23 protein-coding genes are annotated in these 18,562 nt (G+C 47.7%); 16 read left to right on the top strand and 7 right to left on the bottom strand.

Going from position 1 to position 18,562, the window contains the following annotated elements; translation table 11 throughout:
* The first annotated feature begins 26 nt into the window (after window positions 1–26).
* From QUF14_RS08340 to QUF14_RS08330, 3 genes are all read left to right on the top strand, one after another.
* Window positions 27–434, top strand: a complete 408-nt coding sequence (locus QUF14_RS08340; protein WP_047662223.1) for a helix-turn-helix domain-containing protein — start codon at window positions 27–29, stop codon at window positions 432–434.
* A 161-nt stretch (window positions 435–595) separates the two neighbouring features.
* Complete coding sequence (locus tag QUF14_RS08335) at window positions 596–874, top strand: hypothetical protein (RefSeq protein WP_047671515.1); 279 nt, start codon at window positions 596–598, stop codon at window positions 872–874.
* 131 nt (window positions 875–1,005) lie between these two features.
* Window positions 1,006–1,161 carry a DUF1391 family protein gene (locus tag QUF14_RS08330; protein ID WP_052318727.1) on the top strand — a complete coding sequence of 52 codons (156 nt, stop codon included), beginning with the start codon at window positions 1,006–1,008 and terminating at the stop codon, window positions 1,159–1,161.
* Here the strand turns inward: QUF14_RS08330 and QUF14_RS08325 are convergent.
* Window positions 1,158–1,646, bottom strand: a complete 489-nt coding sequence (locus QUF14_RS08325) for a superinfection exclusion B family protein (protein WP_286333534.1) — start codon at window positions 1,644–1,646, stop codon at window positions 1,158–1,160. The two genes, QUF14_RS08330 and QUF14_RS08325, sit on opposite strands and share 4 nt — an antisense overlap.
* A 439-nt stretch (window positions 1,647–2,085) precedes the next feature.
* On the opposite strand from QUF14_RS08325, the gene kilR reads away from it, so the two are divergent.
* The 10 genes from kilR (at window position 2,086) to ttcA (ending at window position 9,353) form a co-directional block, all read left to right on the top strand.
* Window positions 2,086–2,307: a killing protein KilR gene (gene kilR, locus QUF14_RS08320; RefSeq protein WP_000560226.1), complete on the top strand. Its 222-nt coding sequence runs from the start codon at window positions 2,086–2,088 to the stop codon at window positions 2,305–2,307.
* Entirely contained in the window at window positions 2,301–2,477 is a 177-nt protein-coding gene (locus tag QUF14_RS08315; RefSeq protein WP_032218016.1) for a YdaE family protein, read from the top strand. The genes kilR and QUF14_RS08315 overlap by 7 nt, the downstream gene beginning before the upstream one ends.
* Before the next feature lie 74 nt (window positions 2,478–2,551).
* Window positions 2,552–2,827 (top strand): hypothetical protein, encoded by a 276-nt coding sequence (locus QUF14_RS08310; protein ID WP_032218014.1) that lies wholly within the window; start codon window positions 2,552–2,554, stop codon window positions 2,825–2,827.
* Between the two features lie 101 nt (window positions 2,828–2,928).
* Entirely contained in the window at window positions 2,929–5,580 is a 2,652-nt protein-coding gene (gene recE / locus QUF14_RS08305) for an exodeoxyribonuclease VIII (protein WP_286333499.1), read from the top strand.
* Window positions 5,573–6,382, top strand: a complete 810-nt coding sequence (recT, locus tag QUF14_RS08300; protein ID WP_061359309.1) for a recombination protein RecT — start codon at window positions 5,573–5,575, stop codon at window positions 6,380–6,382. The genes recE and recT overlap by 8 nt, the downstream gene beginning before the upstream one ends.
* A 56-nt stretch (window positions 6,383–6,438) precedes the next feature.
* Window positions 6,439–6,633, top strand: coding sequence for a type I toxin-antitoxin system endodeoxyribonuclease toxin RalR (gene ralR, locus QUF14_RS08295; RefSeq protein WP_265751826.1), 195 nt, complete (start codon window positions 6,439–6,441; stop codon window positions 6,631–6,633).
* On the top strand, window positions 6,626–6,835 hold the full coding sequence (gene rcbA / locus QUF14_RS08290; protein ID WP_000276809.1) for a double-strand break reduction protein RcbA: 210 nt from the start codon (window positions 6,626–6,628) through the stop codon (window positions 6,833–6,835). The genes ralR and rcbA overlap by 8 nt, the downstream gene beginning before the upstream one ends.
* Before the next feature lie 78 nt (window positions 6,836–6,913).
* Complete coding sequence (gene xisR / locus QUF14_RS08285; RefSeq protein ID WP_000079604.1) at window positions 6,914–7,129, top strand: excisionase XisR; 216 nt, start codon at window positions 6,914–6,916, stop codon at window positions 7,127–7,129.
* A 1-nt stretch (window position 7,130) separates the two neighbouring features.
* On the top strand, window positions 7,131–8,366 hold the full coding sequence (locus QUF14_RS08280; RefSeq protein ID WP_000040852.1) for a tyrosine-type recombinase/integrase: 1,236 nt from the start codon (window positions 7,131–7,133) through the stop codon (window positions 8,364–8,366).
* A 51-nt stretch (window positions 8,367–8,417) separates the two neighbouring features.
* Window positions 8,418–9,353, top strand: coding sequence for a tRNA 2-thiocytidine(32) synthetase TtcA (gene ttcA / locus QUF14_RS08275; RefSeq protein WP_001157407.1), 936 nt, complete (start codon window positions 8,418–8,420; stop codon window positions 9,351–9,353).
* A gap of 128 nt (window positions 9,354–9,481) precedes the next feature.
* On the opposite strand, the gene dbpA is transcribed toward ttcA, so the two are convergent.
* The 4 genes from dbpA to ydaN all read right to left on the bottom strand — a co-directional run bounded on the left by dbpA (window position 9,482) and on the right by ydaN (window position 12,378).
* Window positions 9,482–10,855, bottom strand: coding sequence for an ATP-dependent RNA helicase DbpA (gene dbpA, locus QUF14_RS08270; protein WP_100733964.1), 1,374 nt, complete (start codon window positions 10,853–10,855; stop codon window positions 9,482–9,484).
* A 30-nt stretch (window positions 10,856–10,885) separates the two neighbouring features.
* The gene (ynaL, locus tag QUF14_RS08265; protein ID WP_038813008.1) at window positions 10,886–11,059 is read right to left on the bottom strand and encodes a proline-rich small protein YnaL; all 174 of its coding nucleotides are present in this window, start codon (window positions 11,057–11,059) and stop codon (window positions 10,886–10,888) included.
* 274 nt (window positions 11,060–11,333) lie between these two features.
* On the bottom strand, window positions 11,334–12,317 hold the full coding sequence (gene zntB / locus QUF14_RS08260; protein ID WP_000387385.1) for a zinc transporter ZntB: 984 nt from the start codon (window positions 12,315–12,317) through the stop codon (window positions 11,334–11,336).
* A 13-nt stretch (window positions 12,318–12,330) separates the two neighbouring features.
* Window positions 12,331–12,378, bottom strand: a complete 48-nt coding sequence (ydaN, locus tag QUF14_RS08255) for a protein YnaN (protein WP_211180494.1) — start codon at window positions 12,376–12,378, stop codon at window positions 12,331–12,333.
* 193 nt (window positions 12,379–12,571) lie between these two features.
* On the opposite strand from ydaN, the gene dgcM reads away from it, so the two are divergent.
* Window positions 12,572–13,804, top strand: a complete 1,233-nt coding sequence (dgcM, locus tag QUF14_RS08250; RefSeq protein ID WP_001355263.1) for a diguanylate cyclase DgcM — start codon at window positions 12,572–12,574, stop codon at window positions 13,802–13,804.
* Window positions 13,805–13,824: 20 nt separating this feature from the next.
* Here dgcM and smrA read toward each other — a convergent pair whose 3' ends face one another.
* Both smrA and QUF14_RS08240 read right to left on the bottom strand, forming a co-directional pair.
* Window positions 13,825–14,388: a DNA endonuclease SmrA gene (gene smrA, locus QUF14_RS08245; protein ID WP_001046832.1), complete on the bottom strand. Its 564-nt coding sequence runs from the start codon at window positions 14,386–14,388 to the stop codon at window positions 13,825–13,827.
* A 329-nt stretch (window positions 14,389–14,717) separates the two neighbouring features.
* Window positions 14,718–15,626 (bottom strand): LysR family transcriptional regulator, encoded by a 909-nt coding sequence (locus tag QUF14_RS08240; RefSeq protein WP_000885452.1) that lies wholly within the window; start codon window positions 15,624–15,626, stop codon window positions 14,718–14,720.
* Window positions 15,627–15,801: 175 nt separating this feature from the next.
* Here QUF14_RS08240 and abgA point away from each other — a divergent pair, with 175 nt between their 5' ends.
* Both abgA and abgB read left to right on the top strand, forming a co-directional pair.
* Entirely contained in the window at window positions 15,802–17,112 is a 1,311-nt protein-coding gene (gene abgA, locus QUF14_RS08235) for a p-aminobenzoyl-glutamate hydrolase subunit AbgA (protein ID WP_000444963.1), read from the top strand.
* Window positions 17,112–18,557, top strand: coding sequence for a p-aminobenzoyl-glutamate hydrolase subunit AbgB (abgB, locus tag QUF14_RS08230; RefSeq protein WP_001156423.1), 1,446 nt, complete (start codon window positions 17,112–17,114; stop codon window positions 18,555–18,557). Before abgA ends, abgB begins: the two co-directional genes overlap by 1 nt.
* The last annotated feature ends 5 nt before the right edge of the window (window positions 18,558–18,562 follow it).

Here is an 18,562-nt window from a genome sequence, read left to right as displayed (position 1 = left end):
TCAAGAAAAATTAGAATTACCTAACTATGGATACAAAAACACTAGGCCAGCGAGCTCTGGCAAGACGAAAAGAATTACGCCTGACACAACGAGAAGTCGCACGTCTCGCTGGGGTTGCTCACGTCACCATTTCTCAATGGGAAAGAGATGAAACCCAACCTGTAGGGAAGCGACTGTTTGCTTTAGCGGATGCTCTGAAGTGCTCACCTACGTGGCTAATGTTTGGTGACGAAGACAAAACACCATTGCCAGCACAAGAGCTTCATGTGGAAAACGAGCTAACTCCCAGCCACAAAGAATTGATTGAATTATTCGATGCTCTACCATCCTCCGAGCAGGAAGCATTGCTGTCTGAAATGCGCGCTAGAGTTGAGAATTTCAATAGACTTTTCGAAGAAATGCTCAAAGCTCGTAAAAACAAATCTATAAAATAGCTTTCTTTTCAGTCTGTTATATCCCAACACACTTTTTGTTAGGTTGATCTAACAAAAAGTACTTGCCTGTCTTGTTAGGTTATTCTAAATTAACCACACCAAAACACCGCACGGTGTTCTCAGCAAACAGTTCCGCCACCCGGCGTTAAGGGGATACGAAGATGATCGCAGATGAAAAGCAGGGACTGGTGTTAAAAATAGATACCAGCCCCCTGAGACATCAGATTGAGAAGTTATACAAACTACTTGTTCCTGCGGTTTTTAACTGTCCGGATGATTTTATTGATTGTTTTATTAAAGTGTTCACTGAAATCAGAATCTTTGATTTCCGCAAAACAATCACCGCAGATAAAACGATCATTGTCAGAGCCAGAGTGCTCGTCGATCTCAATGTAGCGAGATCGGCAATGAGGACAGCGAAATTTAATATCCATAATTAATATCCTTACAGCAAATTACCATTTGTAAGGATATCACCTCACCTGATGTGGTTAAAAGCAGGTCGTAGGCTCCACGATACGGAGCAACTATGAAGCCAATTCCCCCAGCGTTAAGGGAAAATGAGGTCAACATGGATACTATCGATCTTAGCAACAACGAATCCCTGGTGTGTGGCGTGTTCCCCAACCAGGATGGAACGTTCACCGCCATGACGTATACCAAAAGCAAAACGTTTAAAACCGAAGTTGGCGCGCGTCGCTGGTTGGAGAAGTACACAGTAAGCTAACGATTAAAACGTCTGCTCCTACTGTTCCAGAATAACTTCATAAAGTGGGAGTATTTTTCGGTGACGAGATAATAAGAACAGTTTGCGCCATCACTCTGATGTTGAATGATGCCATTCCGTTCTAATTTTTTCATAACCGGGTTACGGCAAGGAGAAGTGATAATAAGATTTCCTGTTTTAAGGAAATCTTTAAATACAGCGATTTCTTTCTCAGATAAACGAAGCAATACTCGTTGCTCTGGTAGCAATGAATAATGTTTTTGAATATGTGCTCGCAATCTTGAGAAGGAAATGGCAACCACGAAAGAAAAGGCAAAAACTATAATCTGAAAGAGCCAGGGTATTTCAGTATAAGCATTAAATACGACAGCAAACTCTTTCGGTATCAGCCAGAGAGTGAGGCCAAAAATGATAATCGTGTACATAAGTCTTTCGAGTGGCTCGTTAGCAAAAAGTTTCAACAATGGAGTAAATACATCCAACATTTCAATAACTCTCGACTGTAAGGGTATTGAAATGTTAACACAAGCTCTCGCTGTAGGGGTATAGCCGAGACCACCGAAGCCCGGAGGTGGTGAAATAAAACCGGGCACAACACGAAGGCGCATTTCCGGTATCCATAAAGAGTCGGTCTTGTCTGTTAAATATAAATGGTGGGAGTGCGCCTCCGGTTGTGAATAACGACATTGCTGTGTGTAGTCTTTGGCGGCATCGGTTTTTTCTTGAAGTTCGACTGATGTCCGCCCTTTTTAAAGTGAATTTTGTGATGCGGTGAATGCGGCTAAGCGCACGCGGAACAGTTAAAAAACTCTATATTAGTTTGGGGGGGTATTTGTATCCGGTGTTAATTGTTAACTGGTTAACATCACCTGGAGGCACCAGGCACCGCATCAACAAAGTTCATTTGAAAAAATGGAGATGATTATGATTGCACATCACTTCGGAACTGATGAAATACCACGTCAGTGTGTAACCCCTGGCGATTATGTTCTTCATGAAGGTCGGACATATATCGCCTCGGCAAACAATATTAAAAAGCGAAAACTTTATATTCGTAGCCTGACTACAAAAACATGCATTTCTGACTGCATGATTAAAGTCTTCCTCGGTCGTGATGGTTTACCTGTAAAAGCGGAATCATGGTGATGGCTAAGAAAATCAAATGTGCTTACCACCTTTGCAATAAAGAAATTCAAGAAAGCAAAAGTATTAAAATACCACTTCATTTCATGCGTGGAGTTATCCCAACGACGGAAATGAAAAAATATTGTAGTGAAAGTTGCGCCGAAAAACACCAGATGGCACACGAACTTTAATTAACTGACTACTCGAAACTGAATTTATGCCAACAATGGCAGGGATTCGCTCAACCTTAATTAAGGAGAAAAACATGATTGCCAATTATGAATCCACTGTTGTTACTACTGATAACATTGTTCACGAGGTTTATCTGGAAGGAAAACGCATTGGCCACGTGATTAAAACACAAAATAAAGAAACCCCATTCACTGTGGTTGATATCGATGGTCCATCAGGCAACGTTAAAACACTTAACGAAGGTGTCAAAAAAATGAGTCTGGTGCACATTGGTAAGAATCTGCCCGCAGAAAAAAAAGCCGCATTTCTGGCAACGCTGATTGCAATGAAATTAAAAGGTGAAATCTGAAAGAAATAGCCTGCGTATGGCGCAGGCTATGAACAGTGTGTATCCGGCAAGATCATTCACTGAACAAAACGAATTTTAATCTGAGTTGAGGTTAAAAAACAATGAGCGCAAAACCACTCTTCCTGTTACGGAAAGCGAAAAAATCATCCGGTGAACCTGACGTCGTCCTGTGGGCAAGCGACGATTTTGAATCGACCTGCGCCACTCTGGACTACCTGATCGTCAAATCAGGTAAAAAACTGAGCAGCTATTTTAAAGCTGTTGCCACTAATTTTCCTGTCGTTAATGACCTGCCCCCTGAAGGTGAGATCGATTTTACCTGGAGTGAACGCTATCAACTCAGCAAAGACTCCATGACATGGGAACTAAAACCGGGAGCAGCACCAGACGACGCTCACCATCAGGAGAATGCCCAGGAAACCGAAGAACTGACGGGAGGGCAGGAAGAAAACACACTGGCAGGCGCTCACGGGGATTGCCCGGATTGCGAAGTCTCTGTAGCCACTTTGCGGTTTACGCAGCGTCTTCTGCACATTTTTACGTATGCAGCCGGGGATCGAAAATACCTGCATCATGCCACCCGTGAACAACGCAAACACATTACTGCTCTTGAGATGGATCAGGAAAACAGCTATGTCCAGAATCTGCTGTTGGCCATACGCAGCATGGCAGAACCGACAACTCTGGATAATGCCGCCCTGCTCCGCCTGACTGATGCAATTAAGGCAGTGTTCTCTATCACGAAAAAACATCAGCCCTATGAATTTAAGAATTTCATTTCAGCCTGGCTGGATACCGAACACATTGATCGCGGTCTTCTGACAAAAGAATGGCGAAAAGGGAATCGTGTTTCACGCATCACTCGCACGGCTTCCGGTGCTAATGCTGGCGGCGGGAACCTCACCGATCGCGGCGAAGGTTTCGTCCACGATCTGACGTCACTGGCGCGCGATGTAGCCACTGGCGTACTGGCCCGTTCAATGGACGTGGACATCTATAACCTTCATCCGGCACACGCTAAACGCATTGAGGAAATTATCGCTGAAAATAAACCACCCTTTTCTGTTTTCCGCGACAAATTCATCACCATGCCTGGCGGGCTGGATTATTCCCGCGCCATCGTGGTTGCGTCCGTGAAAGAAGCACCAATTGGGATCGAGGTCATCCCCGCACACGTCACTGAATATCTGAACAAAGTACTGACTGAAATCGATCATGCCAACCCTGATCCGGAAATCGTGGATATTGCCTGCGGTCGCTCCTCGGCCCCGATGCCGCAGCGAGTAACAGAAGAAGGAAAACAGGACGATGAAGAAAAACCACAACCATCTGGCGCAATGGCAGATGAACAGGCAACGGCTGAAACAGTGGAACCGAATGCAACTGAACATCATCAGAACACGCAGCCGCTGGATGCTCAGTCACAGGTAAATTCTGTTGATGCGAAATATCAGGAACTGCGGGCAGAACTCCATGAAACCCGGAAAAACATTCCATCAAAAAATCCTGTCGATGCCGATAAATTGCTTGCTGCATCACGTGGTGAATTTGTTGACGGAATTAGCGACCCGAACGATCCGAAATGGGTAAAGGGGATCCAGACTCGCGATTGTGTGTACCAGAACCAGCCAGAAACGGAAAAAACCAGCCCGGATATGAATCAACCTGAGCCAGTAGTGCAACAGGAACCGGAAATAGCCTGCAATGCCTGCGGCCAGACTGGCGGGGATAACTGCCCTGACTGTGGTGCGGTGATGGGCGACGCAACATACCAGGAAACATTCGATGAAGAGAGTCAGGTTGAAGCTAAGGAAAATGATCCGGAGGAAATGGAAGGCGCTGAACATCCGCACAATGAGAATGCTGGCAGCGATCCGCATCGCGATTGCAGTGATGAAACTGGCGAAGTCGCAGATCCCGTAATCGTAGAAGACATAGAGCCAGGTATTTATTACGGAATTTCGAATGAGAATTACCACGCGGGTCCCGGTGTCAGTAAGTCTCAGCTCGATGACATTGCTGATACTCCGGCACTATATTTGTGGCGTAAAAATGCCCCCGTGGACACCACAAAGACAAAAACGCTCGATTTAGGAACCGCTTTCCACTGCCGGGTACTTGAACCGGAGGAATTCAGTAACCGCTTTATCGTAGCACCTGAATTTAACCGCCGTACAAACGCCGGAAAAGAAGAAGAGAAAGCGTTTCTGATGGAATGCGCAAGCACAGGAAAAACGGTTATCACTGCGGAAGAAGGCCGGAAAATTGAACTCATGTATCAAAGCGTTATGGCTTTGCCGCTGGGGCAATGGCTTGTTGAAAGCGCCGGACACGCTGAATCATCAATTTACTGGGAAGATCCTGAAACAGGAATTTTGTGTCGGTGCCGTCCGGACAAAATTATCCCTGAATTTCACTGGATCATGGACGTGAAAACTACGGCGGATATTCAACGATTCAAAACCGCTTATTACGACTACCGCTATCACGTTCAGGATGCATTCTACAGTGACGGTTATGAAGCACAGTTTGGAGTGCAGCCAACTTTCGTTTTTCTGGTTGCCAGCACAACTATTGAATGCGGACGTTATCCGGTTGAAATTTTCATGATGGGCGAAGAAGCAAAACTGGCAGGTCAACAGGAATATCACCGCAATCTGCGAACCCTGTCTGACTGCCTGAATACCGATGAATGGCCAGCTATTAAGACATTATCACTGCCCCGCTGGGCTAAGGAATATGCAAATGACTAAGCAACCACCAATCGCAAAAACCGATCTGCAAAAAACTCAGGGAAACCGTGCACCAGCAGCAGTTAAAAATAGCGACGTGATTAGTTTTATTAACCAGCCATCAATGAAAGAGCAACTGGCAGCAGCTCTTCCACGCCATATGACGGCTGAACGTATGATCCGTATCGCCACCACAGAAATTCGTAAAGTTCCGGCGTTAGGAAACTGTGACACTATGAGTTTTGTCAGTGCGATCGTACAGTGTTCACAGCTCGGACTTGAGCCAGGTAGCGCCCTCGGTCATGCATATTTACTGCCTTTTGGTAATAAAAACGAAAAGAGCGGTAAAAAGAACGTTCAGCTAATCATTGGCTATCGCGGCATGATTGATCTGGCTCGCCGTTCTGGTCAAATCGCCAGCCTGTCAGCCCGTGTTGTCCGTGAAGGTGACGAGTTTAGCTTCGAATTTGGCCTTGATGAAAAGTTAATACACCGCCCGGGAGAAAACGAAGATGCCCCGGTTACCCACGTCTATGCTGTCGCAAGACTGAAAGACGGAGGTACTCAGTTTGAAGTTATGACGCGCAAACAGATTGAGCTGGTGCGCAGCCTGAGTAAAGCTGGTAATAACGGGCCGTGGGTAACTCACTGGGAAGAAATGGCAAAGAAAACGGCTATTCGTCGCCTGTTCAAATATCTGCCCGTATCAATTGAGATCCAGCGTGCAGTATCAATGGATGAAAAGGAACCACTGACAATCGATCCTGCAGATTCCTCTGTATTAACCGGGGAATACAGTGTAATCGATAATTCAGAGGAATAATTCAGCCTGGCGGTGTAATGCACCGCCAACTTGAAATATTTTTTATGAGAAAAATTATGAGATATGACAATGTTAAATCATGTCCATTTTGTGGTTGTCCATCAGTAACGGTGAAAGCCATTTCAGGATATTACCGAGCGAAGTGTAACGGATGCGAATCCCGAACCGGTTATGGTGGAAGTGAAAAAGAAGCACTCGAAAGATGGAATAAACGAACCACTGGAAATAATAATGGAGGTGTTCATGTATAAAATTACCGCCACTATTGAAAAGGAAGGTGGCACTCCTACTAACTGGACAAGATATTCAAAATCTAAACTAACGAAATCAGAATGCGAAAAAATGCTCTCAGGTAAAAAAGAAGCAGGCGTTTCCAGAGAGCAGAAAGTAAAACTGATAAATTTTAATTGCGAGAAACTTCAGTCCTCGAGAATTGCATTGTATTCAAATTAAAACTTCATAGCTTATTATTAATAATCAACATCGGGCGTCAATTTCAGTCTAACATTGGCGCCTGCCAGAGGTGATGCGATGGCACAAGTAATCTTTAATGAAGAGTGGATGGTTGAATACGGCCTGATGCTTCGCACTGGTCTGGGGGCCAGACAAATTGAAGCATACCGCCAGAATTGTTGGGTGGAGGGCTTCCACTTCAAACGAGTATCTCCTTTAGGTAAGCCAGACAGCAAACGAGGGATTATCTGGTACAACTATCCAAAGATAAATCAGTTTATCAAAGACTCATGATATGTCTAAATTACCAACAGGTGTCGAGATTAGAGGTAGATACATTCGCATCTGGTTCATGTTTCGAGGAAAACGATGTCGGGAAACATTAAAAGGCTGGGAGATTACAAACAGTAATATTAAAAAGGCCGGAAATTTAAGAGCGCTGATAGTTCATGAAATAAACTCCGGTGAATTTGAGTATTTAAGACGTTTTCCCCAGTCCAGCACTGGGGCAAAAATGGTGACAACGAGAGTCATAAAAACGTTCGGAGAGCTTTGTGATATCTGGACAAAAATTAAAGAGACAGAGTTAACAACAAACACAATGAAGAAAACAAAATCACAATTAAAAACACTCAGAATAATAATTTGTGAAAGTACCCCGATATCACATATTCGTTATAGCGATATCTTAAACTACCGGAATGAACTGCTGCATGGAGAAACGCTTTACCTGGATAATCCAAGATCCAACAAAAAAGGAAGAACCGTGCGCACAGTTGATAACTATATCGCCCTGCTCTGTTCGCTGTTGCGTTTTGCGTATCAGTCGGGATTTATATCAACCAAACCATTTGAAGGAGTAAAAAAATTACAGCGAAACAGAATAAAGCCTGATCCGTTATCTAAAACAGAATTCAATGCATTAATGGAAAGTGAAAAAGGACAGAGCCAGAACTTGTGGAAATTTGCCGTTTACTCAGGACTTCGTCACGGGGAACTGGCAGCTCTGGCGTGGGAGGATGTGGATCTCGAAAAGGGAATAGTGAATGTCAGAAGAAACCTGACGATACTTGATATGTTCGGTCCCCCAAAAACAAATGCCGGGATCCGAACAGTAACACTACTGCAGCCTGCTCTTGAAGCACTGAAGGAGCAATACAAACTGACCGGGCATCATCGCAAAAGCGAAATCACCTTTTATCATCGGGAGTACGGCAGAACCGAAAAGCAAAAACTGCATTTTGTTTTCATGCCCAGGGTGTGTAACGGAAAACAAAAACCTTATTACTCGGTAAGCAGTTTGGGGGCAAGGTGGAATGCAGCAGTAAAACGTGCTGGTATTCGCCGCCGTAATCCGTACCATACGCGGCATACTTTTGCCTGCTGGCTGTTGACGGCAGGAGCGAACCCGGCATTTATAGCCAGCCAAATGGGGCATGAAACTGCGCAGATGGTGTATGAAATTTACGGTATGTGGATTGATGACATGAACGACGAACAGATAGCCATGTTGAATGCGCGGTTATCGTAGTTGCAAAGTTTGCCCCCAATTTGCCCCATTTAGTACCAGAGAACTGAAATAATGCAAGAAAATCAACAAATTACAAAGAAAGAACAATACAACCTGAACAAATTACAAAAACGTCTGCGTCGTAACGTGGGCGAAGCCATTGCTGACTTCAATATGATTGAAGAAGGCGATCGCATCATGGTTTGCCTCTCCGGGGGTAAAGACAGCTATACCATGCTGGAGATTCTGCGCAATTTGCAGCAAAGCGCGCCAATCAATTTTTCGCTGGTGGCTGTTAACCTCGATCAGAAGCAACCAGGCTTCCCGGAACACGTTCTGCCCGAGTATCTTGAAAAGCTGGGCGTTGAATACAAGATTGTGGAAGAGAACACTTACGGTATCGTGAAGGAGAAGATCCCTGAAGGCAAAACCACTTGCTCACTGTGTTCTCGTCTTCGTCGCGGAATTCTTTACCGTACCGCAACGGAACTGGGAGCGACGAAGATCGCGCTGGGTCACCATCGTGACGATATCCTGCAAACGTTGTTCTTAAATATGTTCTACGGCGGCAAGATGAAAGGTATGCCTCCGAAACTGATGAGCGATGATGGCAAACATATTGTGATTCGTCCGCTGGCCTACTGCCGCGAGAAAGATATTCAGCGCTTTGCCGATGCAAAAGCGTTCCCGATTATTCCGTGCAACCTGTGCGGTTCACAGCCTAACCTGCAACGTCAGGTGATTGCTGACATGTTGCGTGACTGGGATAAACGTTATCCGGGGCGTATCGAGACGATGTTCAGCGCGATGCAGAATGTGGTGCCGTCGCATCTGTGCGATACCAACCTGTTCGATTTCAAAGGCATTACCCACGGTTCTGAAGTGGTTAACGGGGGTGATCTGGCGTTTGATCGCGAAGAGATCCCTCTACAACCGGCGGGTTGGCAGCCTGAAGAAGATGAAAATCAGTTGGATGAGTTACGACTGAATGTGGTTGAAGTGAAATAACCCGGATAGCGCCCGATGCGCAAGCTTATCGGGCTACTCTTATGGAGGCCGGATAAGACGCGGCCAGCGTCGCATCCGGCAATCCCGAAGAAGATGTTTACTCTTGCACCCTGCGATTCAACATTTCATTATTTTAATAACCACACCCGGCACGTTTTTCCTTTAATCTTCCCGCCCTGTAACTGTTTCCATGCTTTATGAGCAACAGCCTGACGCACCGCGACATAGACATGCGCCGGATGCACGGCGATTTTGCCAATATCTGCGCCATCAAGCCCGATATCTCCTGTCAGCGCACCTAATACATCACCCGGGCGCATTTTGGCTTTTTTCCCGCCATCGATACATAACGTTGCCATTTCTGCTTCCAGCGGCACAATGGAACTATTAACTGGCGGCGTTTGCCAGTTAAGTTTTATCTGCAACATGTCAGAAATGATATTGGCCCGCTGTGCTTCTTCCGGGGCACAGAAACTGATCGCCAGACCGCTATTTCCTGCACGCGCTGTACGACCGATGCGATGTACATGAACTTCAGGGTCCCACGCCAGTTCAAAGTTCACTACCAGCTCAAGCGATTTAATATCAAGACCACGCGCAGCAACATCCGTCGCGACCAGCACACGAGCGCTACCGTTAGCAAAACGTACCAGGGTCTGATCGCGGTCACGTTGCTCCAGATCGCCATGTAACGACAATGCACTTTGCCCTATGTCATTCAGCGCGTCGCAGACAGCCTGACAATCTTTTTTGGTATTGCAAAACACCACGCAAGAGGATGGCTGATGCAAACTTAATAACCGTTGCAACAGCGGAATTTTGCCTTTGCTGGATGTCTCATAAAATTGTTGTTCAATGGGAGGCAGAGCATCTGTTGAGTCAATTTCAATCGCCAATGGATCGCGTTGAACTCGTCCGCTGATTGCGGTGATGGCTTCCGGCCAGGTTGCCGAAAACAGAAGCGTCTGTCGAGATGCTGGCGCAAAACGGATAACATCATCAATGGCATCGCTAAATCCCATATCCAGCATGCGATCGGCTTCATCCATCACCAGCATATTCAACGCATCCAGTGATACCGTGCCTTTTTGCAGATGGTCCAGCAAACGCCCCGGGGTTGCCACGATAATATGCGGCGCATGTTGCAACGAATCACGCTGCATACCGAACGGTTGACCACCGCACAAAGTCAAAATTTTGGTATTTGGCAGAAAACGCGCCAGCCGACGCAATTCACCTGCCACCTGATCCGCCAGTTCACGCGTAGGGCACAGCACTAAAGCCTGGGTCTGAAATAGCGACGCATCAATTTTCTGTAGCAGCCCGAGGCCAAAAGCCGCCGTTTTGCCGCTGCCGGTTTTCGCCTGCACGCGAACATCTTTTCCGGCAAGGATCGCCGGAAGCGCGGCGGCCTGCACCGGCGTCATAGTTAAATAACCCAACTCATTAAGGTTCGTGAGTTGGGCGGGAGGCAAAACATTCAGGGTAGAAAAAGCGGTCACAATCTGTTCTCGTGGTCATCGACGCAAAAATTAGCAAGCGTGTATCCTCGCAGATCTACGCTCACGATGCGACAATTTAATCGGTTCTTCATCGGGTGGTGGGTCAGGCATGGGTTGCGGGCGAGGGATTGGATCGGGCACTGGAACAGGATCGCCAGGAATCGGTTCAGGGACAGGAATTTGCAAATAAATGAGTGTCGTCATATTTCCCTCCGGTCATTGGGTGGACTCTTAAAGGGTAGACGCTGATATATAACAGGCAAAAAAAAGCCGACTCATCAAAGTCGGCGTCGTACGAATCAATTGTGCTATGCAGTAATTCAAAAAAGGAAGTAAGACAATATGGAGCGCAACGCCCATCGCTTGACGTTGCATTCACCTGCAAGAGAGATATTGCCCTGAATGGGTAGAGAGTTTATTGACTTCGCTCAAACTTTGCGGCGTTTTTGTATACAGATAGTAGGGAAAATTGCTGTTGTTACAACCATTTACTACGATGCAACCATAAAGCAACACCACCAATAAGAACGACTAACAGAATACAAAAAATTGAAAATCCGAATTGCCACCCGCCACCTGGGATCCCACCAAGGTTGACACCAAATAACCCGGTCAGAAACGTACTGGGTAAAAAGACCATTGCCATTAATGACATTGTATAGGTGCGACGGGCTAAATTTTCCTGCATCACCTGAGCGATTTCATCCGCCATCACGCCAGTCCGTGCTATACAGGCGTCAATTTCGTCCAGGCCGCGCCCAAGGCGATCGGCAATATCCTGCATTCGGCGGCGTTGATCATCATTCATCCACGGCAGACGCTCACTGGCAAGACGAGCATAAACATCACGTTGCGGTGCCATATAGCGACGCATAACAATTAATTGTTTGCGCAGCAGCGCCAGAAATCCACGCGGTGGAATTTGTTGATCGAGGAGATTATCTTCAAGGTCGATAATTTTATCGTGCAGCTGCTCAATAAATTCACTGGAATGATCGGTCAACGCATCGCACACATCCACCAGCCATCCCCCGCAATCGGTCGGACCAGTGCCTTCTTCCAGATCGCTTACCACATCGTCCAGCGCCAGCACTTTGCGTTGTCGGGTCGAAACAATTAACCGCCCGTCCATATATACACGCATGGCGACCAGTTGATCGGGGCGTTCATCGGTGCTGCCGTTTATACAGCGCAATGTAATCAGCGTACCTTCACCGAGACGGCTGACTCGGGGCCGTGTGCTCTCGCCCGCCAGCGCATCACGTACGTTATTGGGAAGCAGCGGTGTTGTCGCCAGCCATTGGGCGCTATCATGGTGTACATAATTAAGGTGGAGCCAGCAGGGATGCGCTTCATCAATCACATCTGTATTTTCCAGCGGTTTAACGCCGCCTCTACCATCCAGCATCCAGGCAAATACTGCATCCGGGACATTAACGTCCGATCCCTTAATCGCTTCCACAGTGCCTCCATCATCAACGCATTATTTTGTAGTCTAGCCTTCTGGCCCTGTTACGCAACATCTCATCACCCCATTACCCTGAAATGATTAATAAAATTCTGTCTAAATTGAATACAAAAAGCAAAATGCTTTTCCATATACAAACCGTGTGAAGTGTTAAATAGCGTCTATCATTATCAGAATTATCTGATCATATGACGTGGCTTTTTTGCGATCGGATAGCAACAAAAATTGATAAAAATAACGGGATCTCAATGATTACGCACAACTTCAATACCCTGGACTTACTCACCAGTCCTGTCTGGATCGTTTCGCCCTTTGAGGAACAGTTAATTTATGCCAACAGCGCGGCGCGACTGTTGATGCAAGACCTCACGTTTAGTCAGCTACGAACCGGTCCCTATTCCGTCTCTTCACAAAAAGAACTACCGAAATACCTCTCCGATCTGCAAAACCAACACGATATTATCGAAATCCTCACCGTTCAACGTAAAGAAGAGGAAACAGCATTAAGCTGTCGGCTTGTTTTGCGAGAGCTGACAGAAGCAGAACCGGTGATTATTTTCGAAGGCATCGAAGCGCCGGCAACGCTGGGTTTAAAAGCCAGTCGCTCGGCAAATTATCAGCGCAAAAAACAAGGTTTTTATGCGCGCTTTTTTCTGACTAACTCTGCACCAATGTTGTTGATTGACCCCTCACGAGATGGCCAAATCGTCGATGCTAACCTCGCCGCGCTCAATTTCTATGGTTATAACCATGAAACGATGTGCCAAAAACATACCTGGGAAATTAATATGCTCGGGCGTCGCGTCATGCCTATCATGCATGAAATCTCGCATTTACCCGGTGGTCATAAGCCTTTGAATTTTGTTCATAAACTGGCGGATGGTTCGACTCGTCATGTGCAGACATATGCTGGGCCGATTGAAATTTATGGCGACAAGCTCATGTTATGTATTGTGCATGATATTACTGAGCAAAAACGGCTGGAGGAGCAGCTGGAACATGCTGCCCACCATGACGCGATGACCGGATTACTGAATCGGCGCCAGTTTTATCACATTACCGAGCCAGGCCAAATGCAGCACCTCGCCATCGCTCAGGATTACAGCTTATTGCTCATCGACACCGATCGTTTTAAACACATTAACGATCTCTATGGGCATTCTAAAGGTGATGAGGTGTTATGCGCCCTCGCCCGCACTCTCGAAAGTTGCGCTCGCAAAGGCGATTTGGTGTTTCGTTGGGGAGGCGAAGAGTTTGTCTTATTGCTACCAAGAACCCCACTGGATACCGCGCTTTCGCTGGCTGAAACTATCCGCGTAAGCGTGACAAAAGTGAGTATTTCGGGCTTACCACGCTTTACCGTCAGCATTGGTGTGGCGCATCACGAAGGAAATGAAAGCATCGATGAACTGTTTAAACGCGTTGATGATGCTTTGTATCGGGCGAAAAATGATGGACGCAACCGCGTGCTGGCTGCATAAGCCATGGATGCGTCTCGAGATCAACGACTGCGCTTAGCGTGGCGCTCCCAGTTTTCTTGCTTTGCCTGCGCCGTTTTACGTAGTGCGACGTAACACGCCCCGCTGCCGCCATGATGCGGTAGCGCGGTACAATATGCCTGGACATCATCAAATTCGGTCAACCAGCGCGCCACATAGCTGCGGACAATATTGGCATGCGATTTATCTTCCCGCCCTTTACCATGAATAATCAGCACATTACGCAAACCATCCGCCAGGGCTTGTTGAATGAAACTGAACACCATTTTGCGGCACTCTTCCACCGGCTGGCGCAAAAGATTCAGGCTCGCCTGTTGCGGATATTTACCACTGCGCAGCTTATCCAGCACCCCATGTTGCAACCCTTCCCGCCGAAACTCCAGCGGCTGGCTTAGCGGAATGATGTCGAGAAATCCGGTGGTGAGGAAATTATCAAGTTGCAGCGTGTCGATACGCTGCGGCGCACGTTGGTTACGCGTTGGATGCCAGTGGACATCTGTAGCACGTTTCAGCGGCTGGACATCTTCCATGGCGTCAAGAAACAGCGATTTGTCGTCAAGGTTCATGTTACATCCTCCCGCAATTAAGAGCGCGATATGATAACCAGACCGGGTCGGTCCAACAACGTATTACCCAAAATTCCAGTAATAAGTTCCAAATATTGCCGATATTTTAAGCAAAATGCTTATGCATGATTATTCATTCACGATATTAATAATGTAACTTATATTTTCGTGAAATCTGTCACTGAAGAAAATTGGCAACTAAAGGTTAAAACCGTTATAACACAGTCACCGGCGCAGAGGAGACCATGCCGGATTTAAGACGCGGATGCACTGCTGTGTGTACTGTAGAGTCTGGCGGATGTCGACAGACTCTATTTTTTTATGCAGTTTTAACTTTGCAGATAGCCGCATTCTCGCCGAAATTGCGTGATTAATGACGCGGTCAGTGGTGTCTGGCGACTATCACGCCGCTGAATCAAATAATAGGCCGCTTTCGGTAAAATTTCGATAACCGGCAACATCACCAGCCCCTGTCCGTGCAAGGGATCGCAGCCCATTTCTTCAGGTAGTATGCTGAGAAAATCGCTTTTTGCCACCAGACTGATACAGGCTGAAAACGTCTCGCAGACTACGCCGACCTGTGGCGTTTGCGCCTGATCGTCAAGCAATTCACTCAACTGTTTGTAGTAGCTGCCGTGTGGCGTCGGCATTGTCCAGCTGTAGTCCAGTAACTGTTTGATCGAACGGGCACCAATGGCGGGATGTCCCGGGCGGCAAAAGATCGCGAATTGCTTTTCCAGTAATTTCTCAAAAGTAAATTCGTGGTCGTAGGGTCCCTGATAATAGGTATTGATGGTGAAATCCAGTTCTCCCTGGCGCAATTCATTAATCATCGACACCAGTTGCCCTTCCATAATGCGTACTTTTACCTGCGGATGCTGCTGATGAAAACGAGATATGACAGCTGGCATCAGACTGCGGGAAATACTGGCCCCCATGCCGATATTAATTTGCCCTGCCAGTTGCCCTTGTCGTTGGCGAATATCCTCTTGCGCTGCGCGCAGCTCTTCAAGAATAAGACTGGCGTGCTGATAAAAACTTTCGCCGGCATCAGTTAACGTCACGCCTTTACTACGGCGAAAAAAGAGTTGTGCCGCTAACCCTTCTTCCAGCTCCTGAATAGATTTACTCAGTGCCGGTTGCGACATATTCAACATTCGGCTCGCTCCGCGAATGCTGCCCTGACGAGCCACTTCAACAAAAGCCCGAATTTGATGAATTTTTACCTGAAAAGCCATGACGCCACCGATAACCGTTATTTATCAGACCAAAGAAACTGGCATCTACTTTAATGCAGATGATTGTGTCAGGGTAATTTATGAACGGTTAAAACTGTGAAAAATCAGTTAGTGATAAGTAAAAACTATCACTACGTGAACCGGGTCACATTTTTTACTGATGACGGGAAAGGTTATGGAGTCTTTGAATCAATTTGTTAATTCGCTTGCCCCAAGATTATCGCACTGGCGACGTGATTTTCATCGCTATGCAGAGTCTGGCTGGGTGGAATTCCGCACAGCCACCCTTGTTGCAGAAGAATTGCACCAGCTCGGCTATTCACTGGCGCTGGGCCGCGAAGTCGTTAATGAAAGTAGTCGGATGGGACTACCTGATGAACTCACTCTACAGCGCGAATTCGAGCGCGCTCTTCAACAAGGTGCGTTAGCACAATGGATCGCGGCTTTTGAAGGTGGTTTCACTGGCATCGTCGCCACCCTGGATACCGGTCGCCCCGGTCCGGTGATGGCTTTCCGTGTCGATATGGACGCGCTGGATCTCAGTGAAGAACGGGATGTCAGCCATCGCCCCTACCGCGACGGTTTTGCGTCATGTAACGCCGGAATGATGCATGCCTGTGGTCATGATGGACATACCGCTATTGGGCTTGGGCTGGCGCACACCCTTAAACAGTTCGAGTCCGGACTTCACGGCGTCATCAAACTGATTTTTCAGCCTGCAGAGGAAGGTACGCGTGGCGCGCGGGCGATGGTCGATGCAGGTGTAGTGGATGATGTTGATTATTTTACTGCCGTGCACATTGGCACTGGCGTACCTGCGGGCACCGTGGTGTGCGGCAGTGATAATTTTATGGCAACAACCAAATTTGACGCGCACTTCACTGGTACCGCCGCTCACGCAGGCGCAAAACCACAAGACGGTCACAATGCCTTACTGGCGGCAGCACAAGCAACTCTTGCGCTGCATGGAATCGCCCCGCACAGCGAAGGGGCTTCCAGAGTAAACGTGGGCGTTATGCAGGCAGGAAGCGGTCGTAATGTGGTTCCTGCCTCGGCGTTGCTGAAAGTTGAAACTCGAGGGGTCAGCGACGTCATCAATCAATATGTTTTTGACCGTGCACAACAAGCGATTCAGGGCGCAGCAGCCATGTATGGTGTCGGCGTTGAAACTCGGCTGATGGGTGCAGCTACCGCCAGTTCTCCTTCGCCGAAATGGGTCGCATGGTTACAAAGCCAGGCGGCTCAGGTCGCGGGGGTCAATCAGGCCATTGAACGTGTTGAAGCGCCTGCGGGTTCCGAAGATGCCACATTAATGATGGCCCGCGTGCAGCGACATCAAGGGCAAGCCTCCTACATGGTATTTGGCACACAGCTGGCGGCAGGTCATCACAACGAAAAATTCGATTTTGACGAGCAGGTTCTCGCTATTACCGTCGAAACGCTGGCGCGCACCGCGCTTAATTTTCCCTGGACGCGAGGTATCTGATGCAGGAAATCTATCGTTTTATCGACGATGCGATTGAAGCCGATCGCCAACGTTATACCGATATTGCTGATCAAATCTGGGATCATCCAGAAACACGTTTTGAAGAGTTCTGGTCAGCGGAACATCTGGCTTCGGCGCTGGAATCTGCAGGCTTCACCGTTACCCGCAACGTAGGCAATATCCCAAATGCCTTTATTGCTTCGTTTGGTCAAGGCAAACCGGTTATCGCCCTGCTGGGGGAATATGACGCCCTGGCAGGTTTAAGTCAGCAAGCAGGGTGCGCGCAACCTACATCCGCGACGCCCGGTGAAAATGGTCACGGTTGCGGACACAATTTGCTCGGAACCGCCGCCTTTGCCGCAGCAATAGCCGTCAAGAAATGGCTGGAACAATATGGGCAAGGCGGCACGGTGCGCTTTTATGGTTGTCCTGGCGAAGAAGGCGGCTCGGGTAAAACGTTCATGGTCCGCGAGGGGGTATTTGATGATGTGGATGCGGCACTCACCTGGCACCCGGAAGCCTTTGCCGGTATGTTCAATACCCGCACGCTGGCAAACATTCAGGCATCATGGCGCTTTAAAGGGATCGCAGCACATGCTGCAAATTCCCCTCATTTGGGACGCAGCGCCCTTGATGCCGTAACGTTGATGACCACTGGCACCAACTTCCTCAACGAACATATTATTGAAAAAGCGCGCGTACACTATGCCATCACAGAGAGCGGCGGGATCTCGCCCAACGTGGTCCAGGCGCAGGCAGAAGTGCTTTATCTTATCCGCGCCCCCGAAATGACCGACGTGCAGCATATTTATGATCGGGTAGCCAAAATCGCCGAAGGTGCGGCATTGATGACCGAAACCACGGTTGAATGCCGCTTCGACAAAGCCTGTTCCAGTTATCTCCCTAATCGCACCTTAGAAAAGGCCATGTACCAGGCTCTGTCCCATTTTGGAACCCCTGAATGGAAATCCGAAGAACTGGCTTTTGCGAAACAAATTCAGGCTACGCTCACCCCCAACGATCGGCAAAACAGTCTGAATAATATCGCCGCAACCGGTGGAGAAAACGGCAAGGCTTTTGCACTACGTCATCGTGAAACGGTACTGGCGAATGAAGTCGCTCCATATGCCGCCACCGATAACGTGCTTGCGGCATCAACTGATGTCGGCGACGTCAGTTGGAAACTGCCTGTTGCCCAGTGTTTCAGCCCCTGTTTCGCCGTCGGTACACCGCTACATACGTGGCAACTGGTTAGCCAGGGGCGAACGTCTATTGCTCATAAAGGAATGCTGCTGGCGGCGAAAACTATAGCAGCAACCACACTTAATCTCTTCATTGATTCAGGGCTATTGCAAGAATGCCAACAAGAGCATCAGCAAGTTACGGACACGCAACCGTATCACTGCCCTATCCCGAAAAACGTGACACCGTCACCTTTAAAATAACAACA

It is taken from the genome of Escherichia sp. HH091_1A (assembly GCF_030295175.1).
Lineage (GTDB): Bacteria > Pseudomonadota > Gammaproteobacteria > Enterobacterales > Enterobacteriaceae > Escherichia > Escherichia coli_F.
The sequence above is the reverse complement of the archived record's forward strand: the minus strand, read 5'-3'. Positions and strand labels throughout refer to the sequence as shown.

Excerpts from the sequence above, each read along its gene's own strand:
- QUF14_RS08340 (WP_047662223.1), top strand. The coding sequence starts at position 27 with ATGGATACAAAAACACTAGGCCAGCGAGCTCTGGCAAGACGAAAAGAA.
- QUF14_RS08335 (WP_047671515.1), top strand. The coding sequence starts at position 596 with ATGATCGCAGATGAAAAGCAGGGACTGGTGTTAAAAATAGATACCAGC.
- QUF14_RS08330 (WP_052318727.1), top strand. The coding sequence starts at position 1,006 with ATGGATACTATCGATCTTAGCAACAACGAATCCCTGGTGTGTGGCGTG.
- QUF14_RS08325 (WP_286333534.1), bottom strand. The coding sequence starts at position 1,646 with ATGTTGGATGTATTTACTCCATTGTTGAAACTTTTTGCTAACGAGCCA.
- kilR (WP_000560226.1), top strand. The coding sequence starts at position 2,086 with ATGATTGCACATCACTTCGGAACTGATGAAATACCACGTCAGTGTGTA.
- QUF14_RS08315 (WP_032218016.1), top strand. The coding sequence starts at position 2,301 with ATGGTGATGGCTAAGAAAATCAAATGTGCTTACCACCTTTGCAATAAA.
- QUF14_RS08310 (WP_032218014.1), top strand. The coding sequence starts at position 2,552 with ATGATTGCCAATTATGAATCCACTGTTGTTACTACTGATAACATTGTT.
- recE (WP_286333499.1), top strand. The coding sequence starts at position 2,929 with ATGAGCGCAAAACCACTCTTCCTGTTACGGAAAGCGAAAAAATCATCC.
- recT (WP_061359309.1), top strand. The coding sequence starts at position 5,573 with ATGACTAAGCAACCACCAATCGCAAAAACCGATCTGCAAAAAACTCAG.
- ralR (WP_265751826.1), top strand. The coding sequence starts at position 6,439 with ATGAGATATGACAATGTTAAATCATGTCCATTTTGTGGTTGTCCATCA.
- rcbA (WP_000276809.1), top strand. The coding sequence starts at position 6,626 with ATGTATAAAATTACCGCCACTATTGAAAAGGAAGGTGGCACTCCTACT.
- xisR (WP_000079604.1), top strand. The coding sequence starts at position 6,914 with ATGGCACAAGTAATCTTTAATGAAGAGTGGATGGTTGAATACGGCCTG.
- QUF14_RS08280 (WP_000040852.1), top strand. The coding sequence starts at position 7,131 with ATGTCTAAATTACCAACAGGTGTCGAGATTAGAGGTAGATACATTCGC.
- ttcA (WP_001157407.1), top strand. The coding sequence starts at position 8,418 with ATGCAAGAAAATCAACAAATTACAAAGAAAGAACAATACAACCTGAAC.
- ynaL (WP_038813008.1), bottom strand. The coding sequence starts at position 11,059 with ATGACGACACTCATTTATTTGCAAATTCCTGTCCCTGAACCGATTCCT.
- dgcM (WP_001355263.1), top strand. The coding sequence starts at position 12,572 with ATGATTACGCACAACTTCAATACCCTGGACTTACTCACCAGTCCTGTC.
- smrA (WP_001046832.1), bottom strand. The coding sequence starts at position 14,388 with ATGAACCTTGACGACAAATCGCTGTTTCTTGACGCCATGGAAGATGTC.
- QUF14_RS08240 (WP_000885452.1), bottom strand. The coding sequence starts at position 15,626 with ATGGCTTTTCAGGTAAAAATTCATCAAATTCGGGCTTTTGTTGAAGTG.
- abgA (WP_000444963.1), top strand. The coding sequence starts at position 15,802 with ATGGAGTCTTTGAATCAATTTGTTAATTCGCTTGCCCCAAGATTATCG.
- abgB (WP_001156423.1), top strand. The coding sequence starts at position 17,112 with ATGCAGGAAATCTATCGTTTTATCGACGATGCGATTGAAGCCGATCGC.